The sequence below is a fragment of the Halovivax sp. genome (assembly GCA_007119345.1).
Classification (GTDB): domain Archaea; phylum Halobacteriota; class Halobacteria; order Halobacteriales; family Natrialbaceae; genus Halovivax.
In genome coordinates, this window is record SKPV01000175.1 from 1 (window position 1) to 23,458 (window position 23,458).

The 23,458-nt window shown below is 66.9% G+C and carries 27 protein-coding genes and 1 tRNA gene; 16 read left to right on the plus strand and 12 right to left on the minus strand.

Translation table 11 applies throughout. The features are described 5' to 3' along the window. The 9 genes from QZT59_RS11855 to QZT59_RS11895 form a co-directional block, all read left to right on the plus strand. Positions 1–474: DUF2150 family protein (locus tag QZT59_RS11855; protein WP_290816259.1), on the plus strand; the 474-nt coding region annotated here is incomplete at its 5' end. A 181-nt stretch (positions 475–655) separates the two neighbouring features. Beyond that, positions 656–817, plus strand: a complete 162-nt coding sequence (locus QZT59_RS11860; protein WP_290816263.1) for a hypothetical protein — start codon at positions 656–658, stop codon at positions 815–817. A 120-nt stretch (positions 818–937) separates the two neighbouring features. After that, positions 938–2,275 (plus strand): hydroxymethylglutaryl-CoA synthase, encoded by a 1,338-nt coding sequence (gene hmgB, locus QZT59_RS11865; protein ID WP_290816266.1) that lies wholly within the window; start codon positions 938–940, stop codon positions 2,273–2,275. Positions 2,276–2,356: 81 nt separating this feature from the next. Beyond that, positions 2,357–3,193, plus strand: a complete 837-nt coding sequence (locus QZT59_RS11870; RefSeq protein ID WP_290816269.1) for an N-acyl homoserine lactonase family protein — start codon at positions 2,357–2,359, stop codon at positions 3,191–3,193. Between the two features lie 236 nt (positions 3,194–3,429). Continuing rightward, positions 3,430–4,767 carry an aminomethyl-transferring glycine dehydrogenase subunit GcvPA gene (gcvPA, locus tag QZT59_RS11875; RefSeq protein WP_290816271.1) on the plus strand — a complete coding sequence of 446 codons (1,338 nt, stop codon included), beginning with the start codon at positions 3,430–3,432 and terminating at the stop codon, positions 4,765–4,767. After that, on the plus strand, positions 4,764–6,320 hold the full coding sequence (gcvPB, locus tag QZT59_RS11880; RefSeq protein ID WP_290816273.1) for an aminomethyl-transferring glycine dehydrogenase subunit GcvPB: 1,557 nt from the start codon (positions 4,764–4,766) through the stop codon (positions 6,318–6,320). Before gcvPA ends, gcvPB begins: the two co-directional genes overlap by 4 nt. Before the next feature lie 287 nt (positions 6,321–6,607). After that, positions 6,608–7,288, plus strand: coding sequence for an EthD domain-containing protein (locus QZT59_RS11885; RefSeq protein ID WP_290816276.1), 681 nt, complete (start codon positions 6,608–6,610; stop codon positions 7,286–7,288). Positions 7,289–7,293: 5 nt separating this feature from the next. Continuing rightward, positions 7,294–7,881: an HD domain-containing protein gene (locus QZT59_RS11890; protein ID WP_290816279.1), complete on the plus strand. Its 588-nt coding sequence runs from the start codon at positions 7,294–7,296 to the stop codon at positions 7,879–7,881. A 104-nt stretch (positions 7,882–7,985) separates the two neighbouring features. Beyond that, on the plus strand, positions 7,986–9,011 hold the full coding sequence (locus QZT59_RS11895) for a matrixin family metalloprotease (protein ID WP_290816282.1): 1,026 nt from the start codon (positions 7,986–7,988) through the stop codon (positions 9,009–9,011). A gap of 157 nt (positions 9,012–9,168) precedes the next feature. Here QZT59_RS11895 and QZT59_RS11900 read toward each other — a convergent pair whose 3' ends face one another. Both QZT59_RS11900 and QZT59_RS11905 read right to left on the minus strand, forming a co-directional pair. Beyond that, positions 9,169–10,131, minus strand: a complete 963-nt coding sequence (locus QZT59_RS11900) for an NAD(P)-dependent oxidoreductase (RefSeq protein WP_290816285.1) — start codon at positions 10,129–10,131, stop codon at positions 9,169–9,171. Between the two features lie 92 nt (positions 10,132–10,223). Then, complete coding sequence (locus QZT59_RS11905; protein ID WP_290816288.1) at positions 10,224–11,942, minus strand: thiamine pyrophosphate-binding protein; 1,719 nt, start codon at positions 11,940–11,942, stop codon at positions 10,224–10,226. A gap of 92 nt (positions 11,943–12,034) precedes the next feature. Between QZT59_RS11905 and QZT59_RS11910 the strand changes: the two genes are divergently transcribed. The 3 genes from QZT59_RS11910 to QZT59_RS11920 all read left to right on the plus strand — a co-directional run bounded on the left by QZT59_RS11910 (position 12,035) and on the right by QZT59_RS11920 (position 14,864). Further along, positions 12,035–13,309: a Xaa-Pro peptidase family protein gene (locus QZT59_RS11910; RefSeq protein WP_290816291.1), complete on the plus strand. Its 1,275-nt coding sequence runs from the start codon at positions 12,035–12,037 to the stop codon at positions 13,307–13,309. Between the two features lie 233 nt (positions 13,310–13,542). Further along, positions 13,543–13,794 carry a hypothetical protein gene (locus QZT59_RS11915; RefSeq protein ID WP_290816294.1) on the plus strand — a complete coding sequence of 84 codons (252 nt, stop codon included), beginning with the start codon at positions 13,543–13,545 and terminating at the stop codon, positions 13,792–13,794. A 62-nt stretch (positions 13,795–13,856) separates the two neighbouring features. After that, positions 13,857–14,864 (plus strand): LLM class flavin-dependent oxidoreductase, encoded by a 1,008-nt coding sequence (locus QZT59_RS11920; protein WP_290816297.1) that lies wholly within the window; start codon positions 13,857–13,859, stop codon positions 14,862–14,864. A gap of 48 nt (positions 14,865–14,912) precedes the next feature. On the opposite strand, the gene QZT59_RS11925 is transcribed toward QZT59_RS11920, so the two are convergent. The 7 genes from QZT59_RS11925 to QZT59_RS11955 all read right to left on the minus strand — a co-directional run bounded on the left by QZT59_RS11925 (position 14,913) and on the right by QZT59_RS11955 (position 20,214). Further along, positions 14,913–15,341, minus strand: coding sequence for a PaaI family thioesterase (locus tag QZT59_RS11925; protein WP_290816300.1), 429 nt, complete (start codon positions 15,339–15,341; stop codon positions 14,913–14,915). A gap of 219 nt (positions 15,342–15,560) precedes the next feature. Further along, entirely contained in the window at positions 15,561–15,728 is a 168-nt protein-coding gene (gene paaE, locus QZT59_RS11930; RefSeq protein ID WP_290816304.1) for a 1,2-phenylacetyl-CoA epoxidase subunit PaaE, read from the minus strand. Beyond that, positions 15,725–16,207, minus strand: coding sequence for a 1,2-phenylacetyl-CoA epoxidase subunit PaaD (gene paaD / locus QZT59_RS11935; RefSeq protein ID WP_290816307.1), 483 nt, complete (start codon positions 16,205–16,207; stop codon positions 15,725–15,727). The genes paaE and paaD overlap by 4 nt, the downstream gene beginning before the upstream one ends. Beyond that, a complete protein-coding gene (paaC, locus tag QZT59_RS11940) occupies positions 16,207–17,085 on the minus strand; it encodes a 1,2-phenylacetyl-CoA epoxidase subunit PaaC (protein ID WP_290816310.1) in 879 nt (292 codons plus the stop codon). The genes paaD and paaC overlap by 1 nt, the downstream gene beginning before the upstream one ends. Beyond that, positions 17,085–17,402, minus strand: a complete 318-nt coding sequence (gene paaB, locus QZT59_RS11945; RefSeq protein ID WP_290816313.1) for a 1,2-phenylacetyl-CoA epoxidase subunit PaaB — start codon at positions 17,400–17,402, stop codon at positions 17,085–17,087. The genes paaC and paaB overlap by 1 nt, the downstream gene beginning before the upstream one ends. Positions 17,403–17,404: 2 nt before the next feature. Further along, positions 17,405–18,346: a 1,2-phenylacetyl-CoA epoxidase subunit PaaA gene (gene paaA, locus QZT59_RS11950; protein WP_290816316.1), complete on the minus strand. Its 942-nt coding sequence runs from the start codon at positions 18,344–18,346 to the stop codon at positions 17,405–17,407. A 173-nt stretch (positions 18,347–18,519) separates the two neighbouring features. Beyond that, positions 18,520–20,214 (minus strand): inositol monophosphatase family protein, encoded by a 1,695-nt coding sequence (locus tag QZT59_RS11955; RefSeq protein ID WP_290816319.1) that lies wholly within the window; start codon positions 20,212–20,214, stop codon positions 18,520–18,522. A gap of 161 nt (positions 20,215–20,375) precedes the next feature. Here QZT59_RS11955 and QZT59_RS11960 point away from each other — a divergent pair, with 161 nt between their 5' ends. Then, positions 20,376–20,822 (plus strand): CBS domain-containing protein, encoded by a 447-nt coding sequence (locus QZT59_RS11960; RefSeq protein ID WP_290816322.1) that lies wholly within the window; start codon positions 20,376–20,378, stop codon positions 20,820–20,822. A gap of 39 nt (positions 20,823–20,861) precedes the next feature. Here the strand turns inward: QZT59_RS11960 and QZT59_RS11965 are convergent, their stop codons facing one another. Further along, positions 20,862–21,035 carry a hypothetical protein gene (locus QZT59_RS11965; protein WP_290816325.1) on the minus strand — a complete coding sequence of 58 codons (174 nt, stop codon included), beginning with the start codon at positions 21,033–21,035 and terminating at the stop codon, positions 20,862–20,864. A gap of 109 nt (positions 21,036–21,144) precedes the next feature. Between QZT59_RS11965 and QZT59_RS11970 the strand changes: the two genes are divergently transcribed. From QZT59_RS11970 to QZT59_RS11980, 3 genes are all read left to right on the plus strand, one after another. Continuing rightward, positions 21,145–21,681, plus strand: a complete 537-nt coding sequence (locus tag QZT59_RS11970; RefSeq protein ID WP_290816328.1) for a cob(I)yrinic acid a,c-diamide adenosyltransferase — start codon at positions 21,145–21,147, stop codon at positions 21,679–21,681. 88 nt (positions 21,682–21,769) lie between these two features. Beyond that, the gene (locus QZT59_RS11975) at positions 21,770–22,024 is read left to right on the plus strand and encodes a hypothetical protein (RefSeq protein ID WP_290816331.1); all 255 of its coding nucleotides are present in this window, start codon (positions 21,770–21,772) and stop codon (positions 22,022–22,024) included. 58 nt (positions 22,025–22,082) lie between these two features. Beyond that, a tRNA-Val gene (locus tag QZT59_RS11980) sits at positions 22,083–22,157 on the plus strand. 532 nt (positions 22,158–22,689) lie between these two features. Here QZT59_RS11980 and QZT59_RS11985 read toward each other — a convergent pair. Together QZT59_RS11985 and QZT59_RS11990 are read right to left on the minus strand one after the other, a co-directional pair. Further along, positions 22,690–23,097: a hypothetical protein gene (locus QZT59_RS11985; RefSeq protein ID WP_290816333.1), complete on the minus strand. Its 408-nt coding sequence runs from the start codon at positions 23,095–23,097 to the stop codon at positions 22,690–22,692. Positions 23,098–23,155: 58 nt separating this feature from the next. Continuing rightward, the coding region (locus tag QZT59_RS11990; protein ID WP_290816336.1) for a helix-turn-helix domain-containing protein at positions 23,156–23,458 on the minus strand (303 nt) is incomplete at its 5' end.

Here is a 23,458-nt window from a genome sequence, read left to right on the forward strand (position 1 = left end):
CTGCTGTTGAACCTGCAGGACGACACGGCGATCGCGATCGCCAAGATCGTCACCGCGTACGAGGAGGGGGAACTCGACGAGGAGACGGCCCTGAGCGAGATCGCCGAGGTCCGCGAGATCGTCCTCTCCGAGGTCGACATCGACGACGAGGAGACGCTGATGCTCGTCGACGGCGTCCAGACGAGCCTGGTCTGCGTGTTCTTCGCCGCCGAGGAGTACGTCGCCAGCGGACCGGCCGGGGAGGCCGGCGTCGACGAGTACATCCGGGCGGCCGCGGACGCCGAGGCCGAAGAGGACCTCGACGCCGCGCTCGGTTACGCGGCCCAGGCCGGCACGCTCGTTTTCGACGGCGAAAAGATCGACGTGGCCGTCGCCGAGGAACTGGAGTACGGCCTCGTCACCGAGTGGATCAACGGCCTCGACAGCCTCCAGAGCGCGATGAGCGATCCGGAGGTCGTCGAGGAAGACGAATAACGCGTCGGGGCTCGCGAGGAGCCGACGGGTTGGTAACGGATGCGGATTTGCCCGGCCAACACGCGTATACCGAGGCGGAACGTTCTGCGTCACGTGCCGTTCGGGGACGCCGACGAAGAAGTACAACAGGGGAGTGGTGAGGCAAAAAATTGATGAAGCAGGGGACGGTTCCGCGGAACTAGTGGATACCGTCGATAATGGCGGTGATGCATCGGACGCGATCGAAATCGAACTCGGTCGGGCAAATACAGGATCTGACAGTGCCGGAGAATGCGAGGTCGTTTTCTCCACCCTCGATGGCGAAGATGGTAAAGAAGCGACAGTATTCGGAGTGGCGGGTTGATCAAACTTCCGTTCGACGGATGCTGGCAGGTGGCGTACTGATAGGTCGAGGTGTTGCCATAAGACGATCGTCGAAACACCGAACGACAATATCTTATAGCCGCTCCCACACTGTCCGACCATGACAAGTGTCGGAATCGACGCGATAGAGATCTGGACCGGAAACCTGGAGCTCGACCTGCCGGGGACCTTCGCGCCCGCGAAGGGCGAGGATCCGGAAAAATACACGAAAGGTCTCGGATTGCAGTCCAGTTCGTTCCCCGACAGTTACGAGGACATCGTCACGATGGGCGCGAACGCCGCTTACCGCCTCATGGACCGGAAGGGGCTCGAGCCGGTCGATATCGGCCGTATCGACGTGGCGACCGAGAGCGCGTTCGACAACTCGAAGCCGGTGTCGACCTACATCGCTGGCTGTCTCGAGGACGTCTTCGAGGGCGACTTCCACCACGCCAACAAGGGCGAGCGCAAGTTCGCCTGCGTCGCCGGTACCCAGAGCGTCGACGACGCCTACAACTGGATCCGTGCGGGTCGCAATCGCGGCCGCGCGGCGCTCGTGATCGCGACGGACACGGCGCTGTACGCCCGGGACGACCCCGGAGAAGCGACCCAGGGCGCCGGCGCGGTCGCGATGCTGATCGACGAGGACCCGAACATCGTCGAGCTCAGCACCGAACAGGGATACGGGAGCGCGGACGAAACGGACTTCCTCAAACCCCAGCAGCAGTTCCCGAGCGTAGACGGCAAGCGTTCGGTCCAGGTGTACCTCGCACGCATGCGCGAAGCGCTCGAGGACTACGAGAGCGTCGCCGGCGACACCCACCCGGACAACTTCAGCTACATTCCCTTCCACACCCCGTTCCCGGGGATGGTCCGGAAAGCGGCCGCGCTCGGCTACCGAAACGTCATCCGAGACACCGACGTCGAGGACACACTGGCCGACGAGATCGGGCGACAACCCCGTCCCGAGGCGTTCGGTGACGACGACGCGTTCCTGGAGGCGACCAAGGAGTACACCGAAGCGTTGACCGAGACGGACCACTACCAGACGTGGTACGAGGGGACCATCGAGCCCACGCTGACCATCTCCAGATCCGTCGGAAACTGGTACACGGGCTCGGTCCACGTCGCCCGGGCGAGCGCGCTCCAGCACGCGCTCGAGAACGACGTCGACCTCGCGGGGGAAAAGCTGCTCGTGGGCTCCTACGGCAGCGGGGCCCAGGCGGAGGTCCACGCCGAGACCGTTCGGGACGGCTGGCGCGAGGAGATCGGCGCGCTCTCGATCGACGACCAACTCGAGAGACGCTACTCCCTCTCGTTCGCGGAGTACGAGGCGATCCACGACGCCCACAACCACGACAAGGACGTCGAAACCACCGAGCTGACGACGCCCGAGCACGAATTCGTCTTCGACGGTTGGGGCCGGATGGGCGAGCGGAAGTACCGCTTCGTCGAGTGAGCTCCGTTGAACCCCGCGGCGCTATCGGGGTCGGCTCGAATCGGTGGGGACGTTTTTGTGTTCGGTGACGAATATCCGGGCGTGACCGTCGAGGTGTACCCGATCGAAGTCGGTCGATTTCGACTCCCGGAGCGTCACGTCCGCGCCCGGCGCCGAACGCTCCCGGGGCGGTACCTCGACATCCTTCGCGACGACTCGACGCTCGAGGCCCTTCCCGTCCGGTGCTGGTTGATCGACCATCCGGAGGCGGTTATCCTCGTCGACGTCGGCGAGACGGTCGAGGTCTTCGATCCCGGCGGCCGCGACCTCGGGGCCCGACTCCTGGTCGACCTCGACGGCTTCGAACTGGGCCCGGCCGACGAGGTGACGAATCGGCTCGCGGAACTCGGTTACGATCCCCGCGACGTCGACGGGGTCGTCCTGACCCACCTCCACTTCGACCACGCGGGCGCCGTCGGACGGATCCCCGACGCCGACGTGCTGGTCTCGCGCCGGGAGTACTGGATTCACCGCACGTTGCCGCTCGGATCGCCGATGCACCGGTGGCCGGACGATCTGGATCCGACGCTCCTCGACCACCGGGACGGCCAGTACGGGCCGTTTCCGGCGAGCCATCGATTGACCGACGACGGATCGATACGAGCCGTTCCGACGCCGGGGCACACCCCGGGCCACCAGTCGATCGTCGTCGAGGACGACGACGAGCTGATCGTGCTCGCCGGCGATACGACGTTCACGGAGCGACAGCTCCTCGAGGACGAGGTCGTCGGCATCGCGCTTTCCGCTCGCGCGAGCCGCCGGACGATGGCGCGGATCCGGCGACTCTGCGAGCACGAACGGGTGGTCTACCTCCCCACGCACGACCCCGGAGCGGCGGACCGGCTCGTCGATCGCACGCCGACGCTGGTCGGTCGGTAGCGACGGCCGTCGCGCCTCGAACTCGGGACGCGACTCGTTCCTCGTGATCGAGTCGTCGATCCCGGATGAGGAGCCTTCGCAGATCGGATCGCCGACCGGGATTTCCGAATCGAAAAGGGTGCGTTCATATTCCCCCCGACGTAAGAGCGATCTAACGTGTCACGCACCACCGCCCCGCGGCGGACGACGCGGACGTTCTCGCCGATCGCGGGTTGGCGACGCGACCCTGCCTAATCATGCACGGATCACGCACGACGGGGAGTCCGTACGCTCCCCACACGGACGACGACACCGCGGCGATGCTCGGAGCGCTCGACGTCGACTCCGTCGACGAGCTCTTCGACATCCCGGCCGACGTACGGTTCGACGACGAGTTCGGGATCGACGAGCGAACCGAACGCGAGACGCGCCGGCTGGTCGGTTCGATCCTCGACCGAAACGACGACCTGGTGGAGCTGCTCGGTCGGGGCCACTACGGCTACTACGTGCCGTCGCTCGTCGACCACCTCGCCGATCGGTCGGAGTTTCTCACCTCCTACACGCAGTACCAGCCGGAGGTCTCACAGGGGTTCCTCCAGGCGCTGTACGAGTACCAGTCGATGCTCGTCGAACTGACCGGCCTCGGGATCGCCAATTGTTCGATGTACGACGCGGCGACCGCCCTCGGCGAGGCGGCGACGCTGGCCGACCGCCTCCGGGCCGCCTCCGGGACGACGGTCCTGGTGCCGGACGTCCTTCGAGACGGACGCCAAAGCACGCTCGAGAACTACGTTGCGGGGACCGACCTCGACGTCGAGTCCTACCCGACCGACGACGCGAACGCGGACGTCGACGCGATCGCGGACCGCATCGGCGACGACGTCGTCATGCTGTACGCCGAGAACCCGACCGTCAGGGGCGCGATCGAGGAGCGCCTGGGCGAGCTCGGTGAACTCGCGGACGGGGCTGACGCCCTTTTCGTGCTCGGAACGGATCCCGTCGCCCTCTCGTTGCTCCAGCGGCCGGTCGACGTCGGTGCCGACGTCGTCGTCGGCGACGCGAGCGTGCTGGGGCTCCCGACGAGCTACGGGATGGGGCTCGGGCTGTTCGCCACCCGCGAGGAGCACCTTCGACAGGTGCCGGGACGGCTCGTCGGGGCGAGCGAGGACGACGGCGGTCGCCGCGCGTACACGCTGACGCTGCAGACCCGCGAACAGCACATCCGCCGGGAGCGAGCGACGAGCAACATCTGTACCAACCAGGCCTGGGTCGCCCTGCGGACGGCGATCCACGTCGCCTCGCTCGGTCCCGGCGGACTCGTCGACCTCGCGAAGCGGGACGTCCGTCGCGCCGGAGAACTGGCCGAGCGCGTCGACGATCTCGTCGGCGCGACGGCGCCGGTCCACGACCGCCACCACTTCCGGGAGTTCGTCGCGCACGTCGATCAACCCGCACCGGCGATCGCCGGCGACCTCGAAGCGCGCGGCTTCGCCGTCCACGTGGTCGGCGACCACGAAATCCAGTGCTGCGTCTCCGGGGTTTCCGACGCGGAGCTCGACCGCTTCGTCGACGCGCTCGAGGAGGTGGTCGGATGAGCGACGACCGTACAGAGCCCGAGAGCGTGCGGAGCGTCGCGGAGCCGGACGGAGCGGAGCGCCGACGGCCGGCCGAGACCCGCTTCGATCAGGCCCGATGGACGACCGACGGCACCTACGAACCCCTGCTCGCGGAGAAGGATCTGACCCGCGTCGAGGTCGGCGCGGACGACGCGGGTCTGCCCGACGCGCTCACCCGCGACTCAGTCGAACTCCCGGCCCTCTCGGAGCCGGAACTCGCGCGCCACTACACTCGCCTCTCTCAGATGACCTACGGGATCACGAGCGGCCCGTACCCGCTCGGTTCCTGCACCATGAAGTACAACCCGCCGTTCACAGAGGACGTGGGGGCGCTCCCGGGGGCGGCCGTCCACCCCGACCGGTCCGACGAGTCGATCCAGGGAACCCTGGAACTCACGTTCCGTCTCCAGGATTACCTCGGCCGGATCGGCGGGATGGACGCCGTCACCCTCCAGCCGCCGGCGGGCGCGGCCGGCGAGTTCGTCGGTATCCGGGTCGCGTCGGCCTATCACGAGCACAACGGAGAGGGTTACCGCGACGAAGTCATCGTCCCCGAAAGCGCCCACGGGACGAACTTCGCGACGGCGGCGCTGGGCGGTTACGACGTCGTATCCCTGCCGAGCGACGAGGACGGTCGCGTCGACCTCGAGGCCCTCGAGGCGGCCCTCTCGGAGAACACCGCGGCGCTGATGCTCACGAACCCCAACACGCTGGGGCTGTTCGAGCGCGACATCGGCGAAATCGCCGAGATGGTCCACGACGTCGGCGGGCTGCTCTACTACGACGGCGCCAACCTGAACGCGCTGCTGGGGCGGGCGCGACCCGGCGACATGGGCTTCGACGTGATGCACTACAACGTCCACAAGACGTTCGCGACGCCCCACGGCGGCGGCGGACCGGGTGCGGGGCCGGTCGGCGTCGTCGAGGAGCTCGCGCCGTTCCTCCCGGCGCCGCGGGTCCGACGGACCGACGCAGCGGGGGGCCCCGATGCGAACGAGTCCGCCGACGCGCCCGTCGGCGAGGGCCGCTACGAACTCTTCGATCCGGAGCACACGATCGGGAAGGTCCACGGCTTCCACGGCAACTGGCTCGTCCTGGTGAAGGCGTTCGCCTACATCGCCCGACTCGGCGACGAGGGGCTCGCCGACGCGAGCGCGAAAGCCGTGTTGAACGCGAACTACCTCGCCAGCCAGATCGAGTACGAGGTGCCCTACGGACCCGTCCACCACGAGTTCGTCGCCAGCGCGGGCGACCAGGACGCGGCCGACGTCGCCAAGCGGATGCTCGATTACGGCGTCCACCCGCCGACGACCAAGTGGCCGGAGATCGTCTCCGAAGCGCTGATGACCGAGCCGACGGAGGTCGAGAGCAAGGCGACGCTCGACCAGCTCGCCGCGGCGTTCGACGCCGTGGCAGCGGAGGACGACGCGACCCTGGAGGCGGCGCCCGAACGGACGTCGGCCCGTCGCATCGACCAGGTGGCCGCGGCGCGGAACCCGCGACTCTCCTGGCAGGCCCTCGACGACGATTAAGCCCCCGGCATGTAGTCGGTGGCGGGTAGCCCTCCTGGCAGATACTCGACGACGAGTAGCTCTCCTGGCAGGCCCCCGACGAATAGTAGCTATCCTGACAAGTACCGGCGGCGAGTAAGCCCCCTCGGTCAGGTAGTCGACGGCGAGGCCCCTTCTCGCAGGTGCTCGACGGGGAGAACCCGGTCCGATCGCGCGGGCTGGCGGCGCGCGCAACCAGCGTCCGGGGACCCGTGCGACGCGGCGATATTTCGGTACGATTTATTCCCCGGCCGGCGAACGGGCGGTCGATGTACAAGCACGTTGCGCTGCTCCGACGTGACGAGGAGCTCGATCACGAGGCGTTCGTCGAGCGCTGGCGGGCCGCCGACCTCGCCGCCGCGTTCGACGGCGTCGTCCGCTACCACCAGGTGTTCCCGACGATGCCCGAACACGCGGAGTTCGACGGGCTCGCGGAGTTCTTCTTCGCGGACCGCGAGACGCTCGAGACGGCGATCGGCGACGCCGAGACGCCGATGGCCAACCTCGACGTGGACTTCGCGGACGCGATCGGCGAAGAGCGCGGGTTCGCGGGCGAGGCGATCGTCCAGCGCGACGACGTCGACGGCGACACCGACGAGCTGTACAAGCACTCGGCGTTTCTCGTCCGGAAGGACGACCTCACGCACCAGGAGTTCGTCGAGCACTGGCAGGAAAATCACACGCCCATCGCGCGCGAGATCACCGGCGTCGTGAAGTACGACACGATCGTTCCGACCGACCCCGCGAACCAGTCGTTCGACGGCGTGGCCGAACTGTACTTCGACGACGTCGACGCGCTGTACGACGCCCTCGGCAGCGAAGGATCGCGAGATTACGACGCGACCGGCGAGATGGCCGAGAAGGCTCGCGCGGACGTCGACAACTTCCTCGCGATCGACGAGCGCCCACGCTTCATCGGGAAGGAACGCCTGGTCGCGGACGAGCGCTGATCGACGTGACCGATTTCGACCGCCAGGTGCGCGAGGCCTACCCCGAACTCGGGGAGATAGAGAGCGACGACCTCCGGGAGCGAGTGGTCGAGGCGTGGGTCCTCGGCCTCGAGCGGGGCGGCTGGCGAGACGTGGCGGATATTCCGTACGCCTGGAACATCGACGAGGTGAGCAACGTCGAACACGTCCGCGGAGTGACGAAGATCGCCTTGGAGTCGGCGACGATCCAGCGGGAGTTCCACGGCGCCGAGCCGGACGTCGACGTCGTCGTCGCGGCCTGCCTGCTCCACGACGTGGGCAAGTGCTACGAGTATCCGCCGTTCGTCGACGACGACGTCCTCGACGAGCCGGACCCCGGGTACGTCAGCGACGAGATCCCACACTCGATCTCGGGGTACGCCCTCGCCCACGAGGTCGGCTGTCCGCTCGCGGTCCAGCGAGCGATCCCGCACTTCCTCGGGGAGGTCCCGACCCGCACGCTTGAGGCCGAACTCGTCAAGAGCGCCAACTCGGCGTCCTCGAACGCGATCACGGAGGCGACGATGGGCATCACGCTCCAGGAGTGGGTCGAAGAGTACTCCCAGACCGCCTGAGCCGATCGTCCCGGATTCCAGCTCGGGTCGCCACGCGCGGCGACGACCGCTTCGACCGTTCGGACCGCGAGATATTTACCGCGTAGCGACAGTGGGTACTGGCAATGCGACGTCGCCAGTTCGTGGGGACCGCCGCGAGCGCGGCCGGAGCGAGCATCGCCGGCTGTTCGGCCCCCGGGGCCGGAGATCGGCACCCGTTCGCCGGGAAGACGGTCACCGTCCGGATCGACGACGAGAGCGAGAGCGACCACGACGTCCGTGAGAACGCCCGCGGCGCGCTCGAGTACTGGGAGGCCCACGCTCCGAGGTACGTCGATTTCGAGGTCGCGTTCGACGTCGTGGACGACGACGATCCCGATATGGTGATCAGGTACGTCGACGAACCGAGCGAGTGCAGCGGCGTCGAGAACTTCAGCGAGCGGGTGCTCGGCTGCGCGCCGATCATCACGCCGGGGCGCCGGCTCCGGGGGACCGTGCGGGCGGTCGTCGTCGCGGGCGCGCGCCCGTTCGGAAAGATCCGGATCACGACGAAACACGAGATCGGACACATCCTCGGCCTGTACCACGACGACGAGCCCCAGGAGATCATGTCGAACGACCCGGCCAGGCGGATCCCGATGTTCGAACTCCGGATCGAGATCTGGGAGACCGTGCTCGACGCACACGCGCGCGGTTCCGGGGCCACCCGGCTGTTCAATCACGGCGTCGAAACGTGGCGGAACGGCGACTACGAGGTCGCGCAAGCGGCGTTCGCGGCCGCGAACGTCGACTTTCGGAGGACGCGGACGGTACTCGAAACGGCGAGAACGCGGGTCGAGACGTTCGCCGACGATCCGCGGGTGGAGACCGTCGATCTGGACGGCCTCCGCACCCACCTGAACCGACTCGTCGAGCGAATGGAACTCGCGACGGAATTCACGGCGGCGATGGCCGACGCGTCGGCTGCGGCCGCAGCCGGCGACGCGAGCGCCTCGAGCGAACACCTCGCGACCGCGAACGATCGCATCGCGGCGTTCAACGAGCGCCCGTCGCCCGAGCTGCGCGACGTCGCGATCGCGCTCGGACTCGTCCGCGGGTTCGACCGGGACGAGGAGATCGGCGACGTCGACGAGGACGAGATCGAGGAGTAGCGCCCACGAACCGGCCGAGGCCCGCGAAAACGACCGAGACCGGACCTCGTCCCGGAACCGGCCGATGACAGCGGAAACGACCGAGACCGGACCCCGTCCCGCGTCGGGGAGCGCCGACCGCAGACGGGGCTCGGTCTCGCCTCAGGATGGACGGACGTCAGACCGGCTCCAGACTCGCGTCCCGACGCAGGGTGTTGATGTATTTTCGGAAACCGCGTTCGAGGCCGTACTCGGGTTCGTACCCCAGGTCCTCTCGAATCGCGGTCATGTCGAGCTTCTGGGTCCAGGGGAGTTCGCCCTCGTCGCTCACCTCGAGGTCCGCGTCCGGCAGGATCGTCTCGACCGTCTCGGCGGCCTCGCGGATGGTGGCCACCTCGCCGCGGACGTTGTAGACGCGCTGTGAGAGGTCGTCCTCGTCCGCGAACGCCGCCAGCCGGAACGCGTGGGCGATGTCCTCGACGTACTGCCAGTCGATGACCTGGTCGCCGTACTCGACGGCGAAGGGCTCGCCGAGGGCCGGCTTCTCGACGATGTTCGCGAGGAACGCCGAGCCGCCGGTTTCGCGGTAGGGGCCGTAGGCGACCGTCGGACGAAGGGCGACGTGATCGAGGCCGTAGTCCTCGTGGTAGACCCGCGCCTGGTGCTCGTTGTACTCCTTCGTCGCGCCGTAGAGGGTGTCGGGGTAGACGAGGTCGTCCTCGGTGACCCAGCCGTGGTCGTAGTTCGCCGGCGGCGCGAACACGGCGGCCGAGGATGCCCACGCGACGCGCTCGACCTGGTCGTCGAGGGTTCGAGCGGCCTCGAAGACGTTGTTGGTGCCCGTCACGTTCACGTCGATCGCGGCGCGCGGGTTCTCGCGGGCCGTCGTCGTGAGCAGGGCGGCGAGGTGGACGATTCGCGTCGTTCCCGTCTCGCGGACCGTCCTGACGACGTCCGTCGGGTCGGTGACGTCGCCGCGGACGACCGCGACGTCGACGGCCGCGCCGAGGTTCTCCAGGATCCGCGTATCCGTCGAGAGATCGTAGGCCACCACGTCGTGGCCCTGTTCGAGGAGGTCGGCGACGACGAACGAGCCGATGAATCCGGTGCCCCCGGTCACGAGTACGGTATCGTCGGACATTCGTTCGGACCGACCCCTTCCACCGTGAAAAGCGTGTCCCGTTCGGCCCGAGGTCGGCCCCGAAGTCGGATCGGACCGGGGCCGACGCCGACCTACTCGTGTAACCCGCCGACCTCGTCGTAGAACGACGAGGAGAGCTGATCGGCCATGTCCTCCTCGCGGTCGATGCGGACGTCGATCACGGTCGGTCGATCGGTCCGGACCTTCCCGTCGGCGAGCGCCTCCGCGAGCGCGTCGGGAGCGTCGACTCGCTCGCCCGCCGCGCCGAACGCATCCGCGACCCGCACGAAATCCGTGTCGTGAAACTCCACGCCGGCGATGTCGTCGGCGTCGTCCTGCATCTGCCGGACCATGCCGAGGCTGGTGTCGTTGAGCACGACGAACGTGACGGGGACGCCGTACTCGACGGCCGTCTCGACGGAGTTCATCGTCATCGCGAAGCCGCCGTCGCCCGCGACGGAGATGACGTCTCGATCCGTGATCAGGGCCGCCGAGACGGCCGCCGGGAGGGCCCAGCCCATCCCGCCGACGCCGCCGCTGCCGAAGTAGGTGCGGACGGCGGGCGTCTGGAGGTAGTTGAGCAGCCAAAAGCGGTTGTTCCCGGAGTCCGCGGTGACAATCGTGTCCTCGTCGACGACGGCTTCGATCTCCTTGACGGCTCGCTGGGGCGTGACCGGAGACGCGTCGGAATCGCAGGCGGATGCGTGAAAGTCCTCGCGCGCGTCTGCGGCGCGCGCTCTCGCTGCGTCCGCATCCGCGCCGGTGTCGGTCGCGTCGGGGGCGCGCTCGACGAGGCCCGCGAGCGCGTGCGCGGCGTCGCCGATCAGTCCGACGTCGGCGGGGTAGACCCAGCCCGCGTTGCGCGCGTCCACGTCCGCGTGGATGATCGTCTGCTCGTCGGGGCGGACGAACCCGGGGGCCTGCCAGTTGGTGTCCATCGGGTTCATCCGACAGCCGACCACGCAGAGCACGTCGGCGTCGCTGACGAGCTGGTTCGCCCCCTCGTGACTGAACGAGCCGATGACGCCCCCCGCCAGATCGTGGGTCTCGGGGATCGTCGACTTGCCGAGGTACGAGGTGACGACGACGGCGTCGTAGGCCTCGGCGACGGCTTCGAGTTCGTCGTAGGCCTGGGCCGCGTGAACGCCGTTTCCCGCCACGATCGCCGGTCGGTCGGCGTTCGCAAGCGCCGCGGCAGCCTCGTCGAGGTCGGCCGCCGTCGGTGCTGCTTCCCAGGTTCGCACCTGCTCGGCGGCGCCCCAGAGTGGCGGGGTGGGATCCTCGGGGACTTCCTCGTGCACGGCGTCGCCGTCGAGGATAACTGCCGTCGGGCCCGGACGACCCGCGACGGCGTGCTTGAACGCGAGCTGCACGCTGCGGATCGTCTCGGTCGCCGACCGCGGGAACCAGTGTTCTTTCGTGACGCCGTCGAGGATGCTCGGGAGGTCCAGGCCGCCGTAGTCCCCGCGGGACTGCTGGTAGGGCGCGAGCGTCGAGTACTCCCCGCGCTCGGAGGCCTCCGTGAGGACGACCATCGGCGAGGAGGAGAGACGGGCCTCCATCTGGCCGATCGCCCCGAGGCTGCCGATCCAGGGACCCTGTCCCGCCAGCACCCCGGGACGCTGGGTGAGCCGGCCGTGGACCTCCGCCATGACGCTGGCCTCGCGCTCGTCTCGCGGACGGACGAGCATGATCGAGGACTCGGGGAGTTCGTCCATCACCTCGATGACGCGCCCGCCCGGGTAGCCGAACACGTACTCGACGTCGAGGTCCTCGAGCGTCTCGACGAGGGCCGCCGCGGTTTCGGTCATACCCGTACGCAAGCGGGTCGGGACCTTTTAGGTACTGATACAGGTTTCGAACGGTACACTTTTTTGCCGCACGGGTGACCCGGCGAACGGAGATGACCGTCTACGAGCGAGAGTACATGGAGGGAACCCGCGGGACCCAGGCGGTCGACTGGGAGGAGCGCATCGACGTGAAGCGGCTCCGTCGCGAACGGAAAGAGCGCGCCCTCGAGCGATTACAGGAAACCGAACTCGGCTCGTTGCTCCTGGTCTCGGATCCGAATATCCGGTACGTGACCGGCCTCGCGATGACCGGCGGGAGCGGCGCGGACCACTACACGGTCCTCACCGAGGACGGCGACGTGATCCACTGGGACACCGCCGATCACGCGAGCAATCAGCGGTTCAACTGCCCGTGGCTCGACGATATCCGGTACGCCTGTCCCGGGCTCGGGAACGTCCCGCGGGCGTCGGGGCGCGACTCGGCCCGCCGGTTCCTCGTGGGCACGATGGCCGACACCGTCGTCTCGGCCCTCGAGGAGTACGGGGTGGCCGACGAGGCGATGGGGATCGATATCGGGAACCGCGGGCTGATCCGCGCCTTCGAGGACCGCGGCGTCGACGTCGACGCGGAGACCGCGCCGGCGGTGATGGAAGACGCCCGCAAGGTCAAGACCCGGGACGAGATCGAGTGTCTGCGCCAGGTGGCCGCGATCTGCGAAGCGGGCTTCCAGCGCATCAAGAACGCGGTGGAACCGGGCGTTCGCGAGTCGGAGGCGTGGGGGAAAGCGGTCGACGAACTGTGGAGCCAGGGCGCGTTCGTCGGCGGCGGCTACCTCACCTCCGGCCCCAACACGTGGCCCAAACACCAGGCGAACACGACCGACCGGACGATCCGTCCCGGCGACCTCGTCTACGCCGACTTCTACAACATCGGCTACCTGGGATACCGCTCGTGTTACTACCGCACGTTCAGCGTCGGTGAACCGACCGAAGCCCAGCGGGACGCCTACGAGACGGCCCGCGACAACCTCTACGACGTCCTCGAGCGGATCGAACCCGGCACCACCACCGACGAGATCGCCGAGGCGTTCCCGGACATGGCGGGAGAGCACGCCGACTACTACGACGCCGACGAGCACTGGCAGCTGACCACGAACCACTGGGCGCACGGTCTGGGCCTCCAGCTCTACGAGGTGCCGCTGATCTGGCGCGGCCTCTCGCCCGACCACCCGATCGAGATCGAGGAGGGGATGACGATGGCCGTCGAAACCCAAGAGCCCGCCGACCGCCAGGGCGTCCGCGTCGAGGAGATGGTCGTCGTCCGCGAGAACGGCGTCGAAATCCTCAGCCAGTGGCCGGTCGAGGAGATCACCGTCATCGACTACTGAGCGACGCGTCGCGAATGCTGCGATGGTTCGTCGAGAAACGTTCCGTCGGACTCGGCCGGAGCGTCGATCGATAGCGTCGATCGAAACCGTCGTCCACATTCCCACGTCGAGGCTGTCGATCAGAACTGCCGGGCGAACCATTCCTATTAACCGGTTGGTGTATTAACGCCTGTTGGCCCGCAGGTGAAGCTACGATAGTAATATATTAATAGTTAGGCGAATTTGAAACTAGTATGATCGCCACGGGAACGGCTATCGCAGTGGGCGCGTTCCTGCTGCTGTTCGGCACGATCTGGGCGCTCTTCCGGTTCGAATACGGAACACCGACGGTAGTCAGCGTGACCGTCAGCTTCTCGGCCGTGTTCCTGGGCTTTCTCGTGGCGCTGGCGGTGGCCGCGACCGGCATCGCCACGATCGAGGAGGCCGCCGGCGGGGTCGCCTCCGCGTTGCTCGCCGTCGCGGCCGGCATCGCCCTGGTCGGATGAGTCGACCTCCGGCGGAGCGACGGAGGGGAAACGTATTGTGATCGGCGCGTGACGTTCCGGCCATGCAGCTCGGAACCGGACTCTTCACCGCCCAGCGGGGGCCGGACGACGATCGATCGTCGAGCGAACGGTACGACGAAATCCAGACGCTAACCGGCGAGATCGACGCCGCCGGCCTCGACAGCGCGTGGGTCTCCGAGCACCACTTCGCCGAGGACGGGTACCTCTCCGGCACCTTCCCCACGCTCGGGGCGATGGCGGCCGCGTCCGACGAGATCGAGATCGGTTCCTGCGTCGCGCTCGGCCCGCTGTACGACCCGATCCGGCTCGCCGAGGACGCGGCGACGGTCGACCTGCTCGCGGACGGGCGTCTCACCCTCGGTCTCGCGATCGGGTCGAACCCCCGGGAGTTCGACGTCTTCGGCGTGCCCCGCGAGGAACGCGCCGACCGCCTCGCGGATCTCGTCGACTTCCTCGAGGGCGCATGGAGCGAAGGCGCGCTGGACTACGAATCGGAGTTTTACGACGTCCCGTCGGACGTCTCGATCACGCCCAAGCCCACGGACGGATCGATCCCGATCATGCTCGGCGGCGCGGCCAAGCCCGCCGTCCGACGCGCGGCCCGCACCGCCGAGGCGTGGTGTGCGCCGTCGTCGCTCTCGATCGAGGGCGTCAAAAAGCGGGTCGAGGACATCCGGCGCGTTCGCGAGGAAGAGGCTCTCGACGGCGACTTCCAGATCTACGTCCTCCAGCACGGCTGGGTGGACGAATCCAGGGAGGCGGCCTGGAGGGCGATGCGGGACGGCTACCTCTACATCCAGCGCCGCTACGCGGAGATCTTCTCCGGCGAACCGGTCGACGAGCTGTCCGACGACCGACGGGCGGAGCTGAAGGAGCAGGCGATCTTCGGCACCCCCGAACGGGTCGTCGAGGAACTCGAGACGTATCGCGAGGCGCTCGGCGACGACGTTCACTTCATTTTCCGGACCTATCACCCGGGGACCGAGACCGAAGAGATGGTGGAGTGCATTCACCGACTGGGGGACGACGTGGCGCCGGAACTCCGATAGGACGGTAGTTCCCGGTCGCCGCGATTCGTCCTCGAACCGGTCGCGCGGTCATCCCGTCTTGTAGACGCCGCGGGCATCGGCGATCAGCCGTCCGACGGCTTCGCCGTCGTTTCGAGACTCCGTCGGAGTCTCGCCGTCGTCGACCGCGTAGACGTCGACGTCCACGACGCCGACGTCACCGCCGCACCGAACCACGTTCGCCTCGGCGTAGAGGTCCCCGGTGCCGGCGTTGAGGTAGTCGATGCGCATGTCGATCGTCGGGACCGGCTGGTCGACGAGCGAGACCAGCGCCGCGCCGCCGACCGTATCGGCGAGGGTGAACGTGACGCCGCCGTGGGCCATCAGTCGGTCCTCGTTCCAAGACAGCTCCTCTCGCATCTCCAGTTCGCCCTCGGCGTGGCCGTCGGCGCACTCGGTGACTTCGACGCCGAGCATCGATGCGAACGGCATTCCTTCGAAGAAGGCTTCAACGTCCATACCCGCAGGTATCGGGCGATCGCCTTAAAAGTGGGCCGCATGCCCTCGTCCGGAGGCGGCCGTCTCCGACGACGATGGGCCGTCCAATACGTCACCGTCGCCGATAGCCCAGCCAGAACGTCACGGTCGCCGATAGCCCAGCCAGAACGCCACCGTCGACGATAACCCAGCCAGGACGCCACCGTCGCCGATAGGTAGCCCCGCAGCCGCCCCGGCCGATCACTCGAACTTCTCGAAGGGTTGTTCGCAGCCGTTGCAGTAGTGCATCGACCGACAGAGCGAGGGGCCCTTCGGGTGGTCGCGGACGGTATCCGTCGAGCCGCAGTACGGACACTCGGCGCCCGCGTCGTCGCCGCTGGTCTCGACGCTGGGATCCCGTCGTCTCATACGCTCAGTCCGAACTCTCGGAGGTCATCCTCGCCCGCTTCAGTGACCATCTCGACGGTCCACTCGGGGCTCCAGACCAGTCGCAGGTCGACCGATTCGATCCCCTCGACGGCGGCGACCGCGCGCTCGACGTCGCCGAGCAGCATGTCCCGGGCCGGACAGCCGCTGTAGGTGAGCGTCATGTCGACGGTGGCGGTCCCGTCCTCGACCTCGACGCCGTAGAGCAGCCCGAGGTCGACGATGCTGATCGGCATCTCGGGATCCTCGATCTCGTAGAGGGCTCCCCAGACGTCGGCCTCGAGGCCGGTCGCGCCTTCGCCGGTCGCGGGAAGGTCCTCGACGTCGTGACCCTCGCGGTACTCCGTGTACGCGCAGGGCGTGGCGTCGGCGTCGGGATCGAACTCCGGTTCGAGTCGGCGCTCCTCGCCGTCGTCGGCCCCCTCAGCCGCGCGCGCATCGCCGTCGTCGTTCGCGCCCATCACTCCGGTTTCTCCATGATAGTCGTCGCTTCGGTTCGCCCGAGCTCGCGGTAGGTGTGCGTGAAGTCGTCGTAGAGGTCGAACCAGGCGTCCGTGTGCCGGCCGTCGCGACCCCGTTCCTCGGGGAGCAGGTCGTCGGTGATCTCGCCGTCCTCGGGAATCGGCGTCACGAGATCGAGCGACTCGAGGTAGGGGACGACGCGCTCGGCCCACCGCTCGCCGAGCTCCGCCAGCGTCTCGGTCCGGTACCCCTCGGCGACGATCGCCTCCTCGAGCTCGGCCGCGCTCGGGAGGTCGTCGGGCTCGTCACCGTCGATCGCCACGGGCGAGGCCGGTTCGAAGAGCGTCAGGGCGTGCGGGAAGAGCCGGTCGACGGCGGTTTGCAGACGTTCGCGACCCTCCTCGCCCTCGGCCAGTCGCTCGAGCCAGTTCTGGGCGTGTTCGAGGTGGTAATCCTCCTCGCTACGGATCTTCCCGACGCGGTCGGCTATTCCCGGGTACGTGGAGTCCTCGAGCGCCTCGAGTCGGAGGTCTTCGGCGACGTCGTACAGGTACGAGCGAACGACGGCGTCCGCCCAATCGCCCTCCGCGAAGGGGAGTTCGGCCAGCGTGGCGTGGCGGAAGGTCTCGGGGTCGCGCTCCCAGAGCAGGTCGGTCTCGTCGTAGCCGAGATCCATCAACAGATCGTACCAGAGGCGCGCGTGGCCGACCTCGTCCTGGGCGATGTTCGAGAGGGCGAGGTCCGATTCGAGCGTGGGCGCGTAGACCTGCCACTCGATGTAGCGCTCGGCCAGGACGTACTCGTCGTCGGCGAGCGACCGGAGCAGGCTCTCCAGCGCGAGGCGCTGGTCGGCGTTTAGGCCGTCGGTCGCGCTCATCAGTCGTCACCCCGCTGGCGCTCGGCGTCGACTTGCTCTTGCTCCGAGGCGATGACCTCCTTCGCGTGCTCGGTGGACGAGCTGTAGGCCATCGCCCACCGGTAGGACTTGTCGGTCGTCCCGCCGAACGCGACGTCCTCCGCGTCGATCTCGCCGACATCTTCCTGCGGGACGACCCAGAGGCTGTTAGTGGGCTTCCGCCGGCCGTGCTGGATGACGGCGAACTGCTTGGCCATCTCCCGGTCGGGCGCGTGGACGTTGCCGCAGTGGGTGTGGTAGCCGCCGGGTTTCTCCTGGCGGAAGACTTCCCAGATCATGGTCAGTCGGCCGCGGGGGCGGCGTGACCCCCGACGGCTGGCGCGTCTGATTCGATCGTCTCCCTGACCCACTCGACGGCTTCCTGGGCGGCCTTTCGGGAGTTGATCTGGCCCTTGCCGCTCTCGAACTCGTTTTTCGCGATCGTGAAGAACTCGTCCCAGTCGAGGTCGTCCTCGACGACCTCGTAGCTGCCGTCGTCGCGCTCGCGGATCCGCGGAGACTCCGGAATCTCGAGGCCGTACGATTTTGCCTTCGGGACGTAGGCGTCGAGGAAGGCGTCTCGAAGCTCGTCGTTGGACTTCTGTTTGAGACCGACTTCCGACGCGAAGTCGTGGTGGGTCGACTTGTCGTTGGTGGGCCCGAAGAACTGGATGATTCTGGGCCACCACTCGTCGAACGCCTCCTGGAGCATCTCCTGTTCTTTCTTCGAGCCGGTGGCCATGCGAGCCATGATGTCCTCGCCGTGTTTGACGTGAAAGCCCTCCTCGAAGCAGATCTTGTCCATCGCGTGGGCGTACGGCTCCCAGGACGTGCTCTTGAGCGTGGCCTGTCTGCGCATCGCCGCCCCGTCGACGAAGAACCCGATCATCGGCACCTCCGCCCACGAATCCATCGGGTAGTGGAAACAGTTGAGGAACTTCCCCTCGCCCTCGGCGAGCTCGTCCAGCATCTCCTCGCGCGTCTTGATCCCCAGTGATTCGGCCGCCCGATAGAGTAACTGGCCGTGACCGATCTCGTCCTGGACCTTCGCCGAGAACGAGAGCTTTCGATCGAGCGACGGCGCCTGCCGGATGAACGGTTTTTCCAGGTAGGCGCCCATGATCTCGCTGTTCGCGTGGAACTGGATCATCCGGGTCGCCGCCTTCCGGTACTCCTCGGGCATGTCGTCCGCGGGGCTGAACGCCCGCGGGCCCGCCCGCGCTTTGACTTCGTCGAGATCCATTGGTCGTGGGAAACTATGCCATCCGGGCCGTAAGCCGTTCCCCCGTGTATGTAGGGGTTATATAAACCCGCATCGGGTGTCGGTGAGCGATCTCGGCGGAACCTCCCGGAGAACCGCGGCCAAAAACCGGGGACTGCACCGGGATTCATCGCTGCAAGGGCGATTCCTTCCGATCAACCGGCGTCCGCGACGTCGACGTCCAGGTGGCCCAGGAGGGCTTCGTGGAGGGGTCCGTTCGAACCGAGCAACGGCGTTCGGCGCTCGGCGTCGAGCTCGAAGTCGTAGGGGTCGCCGCGCTCGTTCGTGATCGTCGCGCCGGCTTCGCGGGCGATCACGAGGCCGGCCGCGACGTCCCACGGGTAGGTGTCGTACTCCCAGATGGCGTCGGCGGTGCCGCTCGCGAGGTAACAGAGGTGCAAGGCGGCACAGCCGAGTCGCCGAACCCCGCGGGCCTCCTGATAGAAGTTCGAGAGGAACGATCCGTCGGGATCGTATCCCGACAACAGCATGCTCTCGTCGAGGCCGGTACGGTCGGTCGTCGCCAGCGGCGTCTCGTTCGCGTACGCGCCCTCGCCGGCGACGGCGGCGAACGTCTCCCCGGTCTCGGGGACGTGCACGACGCCCAGCACGGGTTCCTCGTCGTCGACCAGCGCGATCGAGACCGCGTAGTTCGGGTTGCCGTGAGCGAAGTTCCCGGTCCCGTCGAGCGGATCGACGATCCACGTGTAGGGATCCTCGCCCGACCTGCGCGGGCTCTCCTCGGACCAGATGCCGTGGGTGGGAAACTCGTTTTCGATCACGGTGGTGATGATGCGGTCGGCCTGATGGTCGGCCTCCGTCACGATGTCCGACTTGTCCGATTTGTACGCGATGGACTCGACGCGACCGTGTAACTCGCGCAGCGGCTCGCCCGCGCTGTGGGCCGCCTCCATGGCGATCGTCCGGGCGCGCTCGAGGATCGACGGGGCGTCGGACTCGGGGGTCGCCGGTGCGCGGATCCGCGTGGGCTCTGCGCCGTCGGGACGGAGCCCCCACCCGAGCTTCTTCGAGATGGCGGTGAAGAAGCCGTCGTCGTAGCTCGTCCGAACGATGTGAGCCAGCTGGTCGGCCCCCGTGACGGTCACCTCCGCGCCGGCCGTGAGGACGGTGTGGGCCCGTCCGCCGTCGACGGTGATGCTCGCGTTGCCCTGGGTCACGACTCGAATCTCCTTTTCCGGGGCCATCACGACCGGTCGGACGCTGAGATTGTGGGTGTGCAACGGAACCACCTGCAGGGCGCGGTTGTCCACCGGGTAGTGGACGGGCCCGTTCGCCGAGAGCGAGATGCCGGTCGAGCCGGTCGGCGTCGAAACGGCGACGCCGGTCCCCTCGAACTCGCCGACGTACTCGTCGTCGACGTAGACGTCGAGTGAGGTCACCTTCCGGTCGATGGGGTTCTCCGGCGGAACGTGTTCGATCATCACGTCGTTGATTCCGGTCGCGTCGAGCCCGGGAGCACGCGCCGCGAGCTGCTGGCGGCTGTCGACCGACGCGCGTCCGCGGACGGCCTCGTCGAGGGCGGCCTCGAGATCGTCCGGTTCGACCCTGGCGAGAAACGAGAGGGTGCCGGTGTTGATCCCGAGCAGCGGAACGTTCCGCGGCGCGAACGTCTTGATCCCCTCGAAGAACGTGCCGTCGCCGCCGAGGGTCACGCCCAGCGTGGCCCGCCGCCCGTCGTAGACGGGCCCGATGTCGTCGCCGACGTCGACGGTCGCGAGCGAAATCTCCCGATCCTCGCTCCAGGCCCGCAGGCGCTCCAGGGCTTGCTCGCTGTCGGGGCTGACGATCGCGATCAGCTCGTCCGTCGTCGCCAGTCGCCGTCCTTGCATCGCTTCGTCGACACTCGACGTGGTCGGGATAAAGACCTATCGCACGCGCGCGACGCCCGCGCAATTCGCCCTCGTCACGATTCGAGCGTCCGTCGGGCGGGCCAGAGCGTCCGGTGGGCTCGCCACACAAGTGTATGGCACTCCACGACGTACCGGGTCCCATGCCAGTCACCGACATCGCCCGCGAGCGGGTGGTCACCGTCGATCGAACCGCGTCCCTCGGGACGGTCGCCCGACGAATGCGCGAGGATCGCGTCGGCTGCGTGGTGATCTGTGACGACGCGAAACCGATCGGCGTGCTCGGCGAGCGAGATCTCGCGACGATCGTCCTCGAGGAGTCGATCGACCCGGACGCGACGACGGCCGAGGAGCTCCTCTCGGGACCGTCGGTCACCGTGGACGCGGACGAGGGGATCTACTCGCTGCTCCGGACGATGGGCGAGCACGGGGTCCGACGCGTCCCGATCGTCGACGACGGCGCCCTCGTCGGCATCGTCTCGCTGAGCGACGTCGTCGTCCTCCTGGGGATGGAGCTCCAGCAGGTCGCGAACGTGATCCGCGCCGATGCACCGGCCTACGAACGCTCCCCTGCTGACGCCTACGAGTGAGACCGCGAGTGGAAAACAGGTGACGCGAGTCGACGACGATTACGCCGTCTCCGACTCGCTGGAATCGATGCCGTTGATCCGCACGAAGCCGTAGTCGCAGTCCGGGCAGTGCCACTTCACCTTCGTTCCGAGGTGGAGCGTCGTGCTCGCGGCGCGGTAGAACGTCTTCTCGTCGCCGCAGTCGGGACACTCGTGATCGCGTTCCAGGCTCATATCGGACATCGAGGCCCGACCGAATTCAGTGTGTTGGTTTCTCGCCGGTTTCCCGCCCCCGGTCGGAATCGGGGCTGGACTTACAACCCGTCGCTCCGTTGGCTCGCCCATGCCGATCTACACCGGACGCGGCGACGACGGCCAGACGGACCTTCGGGACATGTCTCGCGTCTCGAAGGCGAGTCCGCGGATCGAAGCCTACGGCACCGTCGACGAGCTGAACGCCCTCGTCGGCACCGTCAGGCCCACCGGTCACGAGGACGTCGACGAGAAACTCGCCGAGATCCAGAATCACCTCCACGTGGTCCAGGCGGATTTCGCGAACCCGGACCCCGAGGACGACGACCCCCAGATCGCCCCCGACCACGCCGAGGCGGTCGAGGCGTGGATCGACGAGCACGACGAGGAACTGGAGCCGCTCACGTCATTCATCCTGCCGACGGGGAGCGAGCACGGCGCACGGCTTCACCACGCGCGGACCGTCTGTCGGCGAGCCGAACGACGGGCCGTGGCGCTGGCGAGCGAGGAGGAGGGAGTAAACGAGGACGCCGTGCAGTACCTGAACCGGCTCTCCGACGGACTGTTCACGCTCGCACGGGTGGTCAATCAGCGCGACGGGGAGCCGGAGGATTCGCCCTCGTACTGACCCGCTCGGCGAACAGATTCGGCCGGCTCCAATTTTGTCCTCCGCGAAAAGACTATATTCGCCGACGACCTGTATATCGTGGAGATTCATGAACAAACACTTTCGCGATGCGGCGTACTACGGGCGACGGGCGAGCGAGCACACGAAACTGGGACTGCTGGAAACGGTGCGACCGGTTCGATCGCGGATCGACCAGATTCGAGGAGTCGAGCCCGAACCGAACGGACGACTCGAGGGCCTGCTGACCGACGTCAGGGAACTCGAAGTGCGGGCGGAAAGCGAGGCGCGCGAGCGATTGACGTCGGCTCGTACGCACCTCGAACCTTATCGCCGATCGACGTGAGCGGGCGGGCGATTCCGAACAAAACGTATAAGGGCAGCCACCGGATACTTTCGCCTACGGGTTGGTGATCTAGTCCGGTTATGATACCTCCTTCACACGGAGGAAGTCGGCAGTTCAAATCTGCCCCAACCCACTTTTCGAGCGAGACATTAGGTGGAGCGAAGCGACGAGCACGTCGCTCGAAAAGTGATACGGCAGTTTGAACGAGACGAGTCGCGCGCAGCGCAGCGAGCACGTCTCGGCGTAGTTCAAATCTGCCCCAACCCATACGAACTCCGTGCTGTCTGTAAATTTGCCGTTATCAGCGTTCTCAGTACCTCTGCCGACCGAACGATGCGTTTCATCCCCCGATATCGAGTCACGATATACCGTGAACCCGTGCAGCTGTTTCACGCGGGTCGTCTCCCTCCGGGAATCCGGGCAATCGAACGGCTATTGTACATGGATAAGTGACGGTAAAATCCACTCACAACCGTACAGTAGCGGTATAAATTGCGGCTGGGAGATCATGGGAGATCGACCCCACGAACCAGTTTTCTCCGTAATTTGGACGTCTCTTCGAAATAATCTCTCTACACTCGCTTCTCGGCGACAGCTCGGAGTCCATCACGTTGGGCGAGTGAAACGAGGTAGAAACGGGAGCTACTCATCCTCGATCACGCCCCTCACTCGTGGACGTCGTACGGCTCGACCAGCGTCAGGATCTTCTTTTCCAGTTCACCGCCAATATACTGGACGTGACCCGTTTCAGTCTTATAGTCGATTATCCGAGCCTCGTCGAGTTTTGGAAGATGAGTGTGGTGAAGTGCGATCCGGACGCGTTGTCGGTGTTCGTCTGACCCCCATTTCGCGTCTTCGTTCCGAACCCGGTCTGCAACGCGATCTACGAGGACATCGTATTCCAGCGTCTTCTCAAAGGCGTCGTCCAACGCGTCGAGGATGGCACGTCGATGTTCGTTCGCTACTGCTGATAGAATCGTATCGGGGGAGACCGGTCTCTCACGCCCCGAAGAACCGGAAACCGCATCAATTGACTGGATATCACGTGTCCCCAGCTTTCGACTCTCATCCATACTCACCTAGCGTAGGCCCAACTGCCTGGTCCTGTCCCATGGTGTACAATGGAAACCGTCAGTCCACTTGTGGCGCTGACTCGGGAGTGAGAAGCGCGTACCTCCCGAACGTAGCAATGGCACGACGCAGTCGCTCCGTCACTGCCTGATCGGAAATCCCGAGCTCGTCGGCTAACTCGGCGGTCGTACAGCCTCGTGGAATATCGTAGTATCCCATTCGGATGGCAAGCATGAGCGCTTCTCGTTGGGGCTCACTCAAACCGTACCACGGGCCGGCCTCGGGGTCCGTCGGATTGTATACACGGGTTAGTTCCAGGGAGATGTGCGCATCCTCACAACAGTCCTGGCACTGACTCAATGC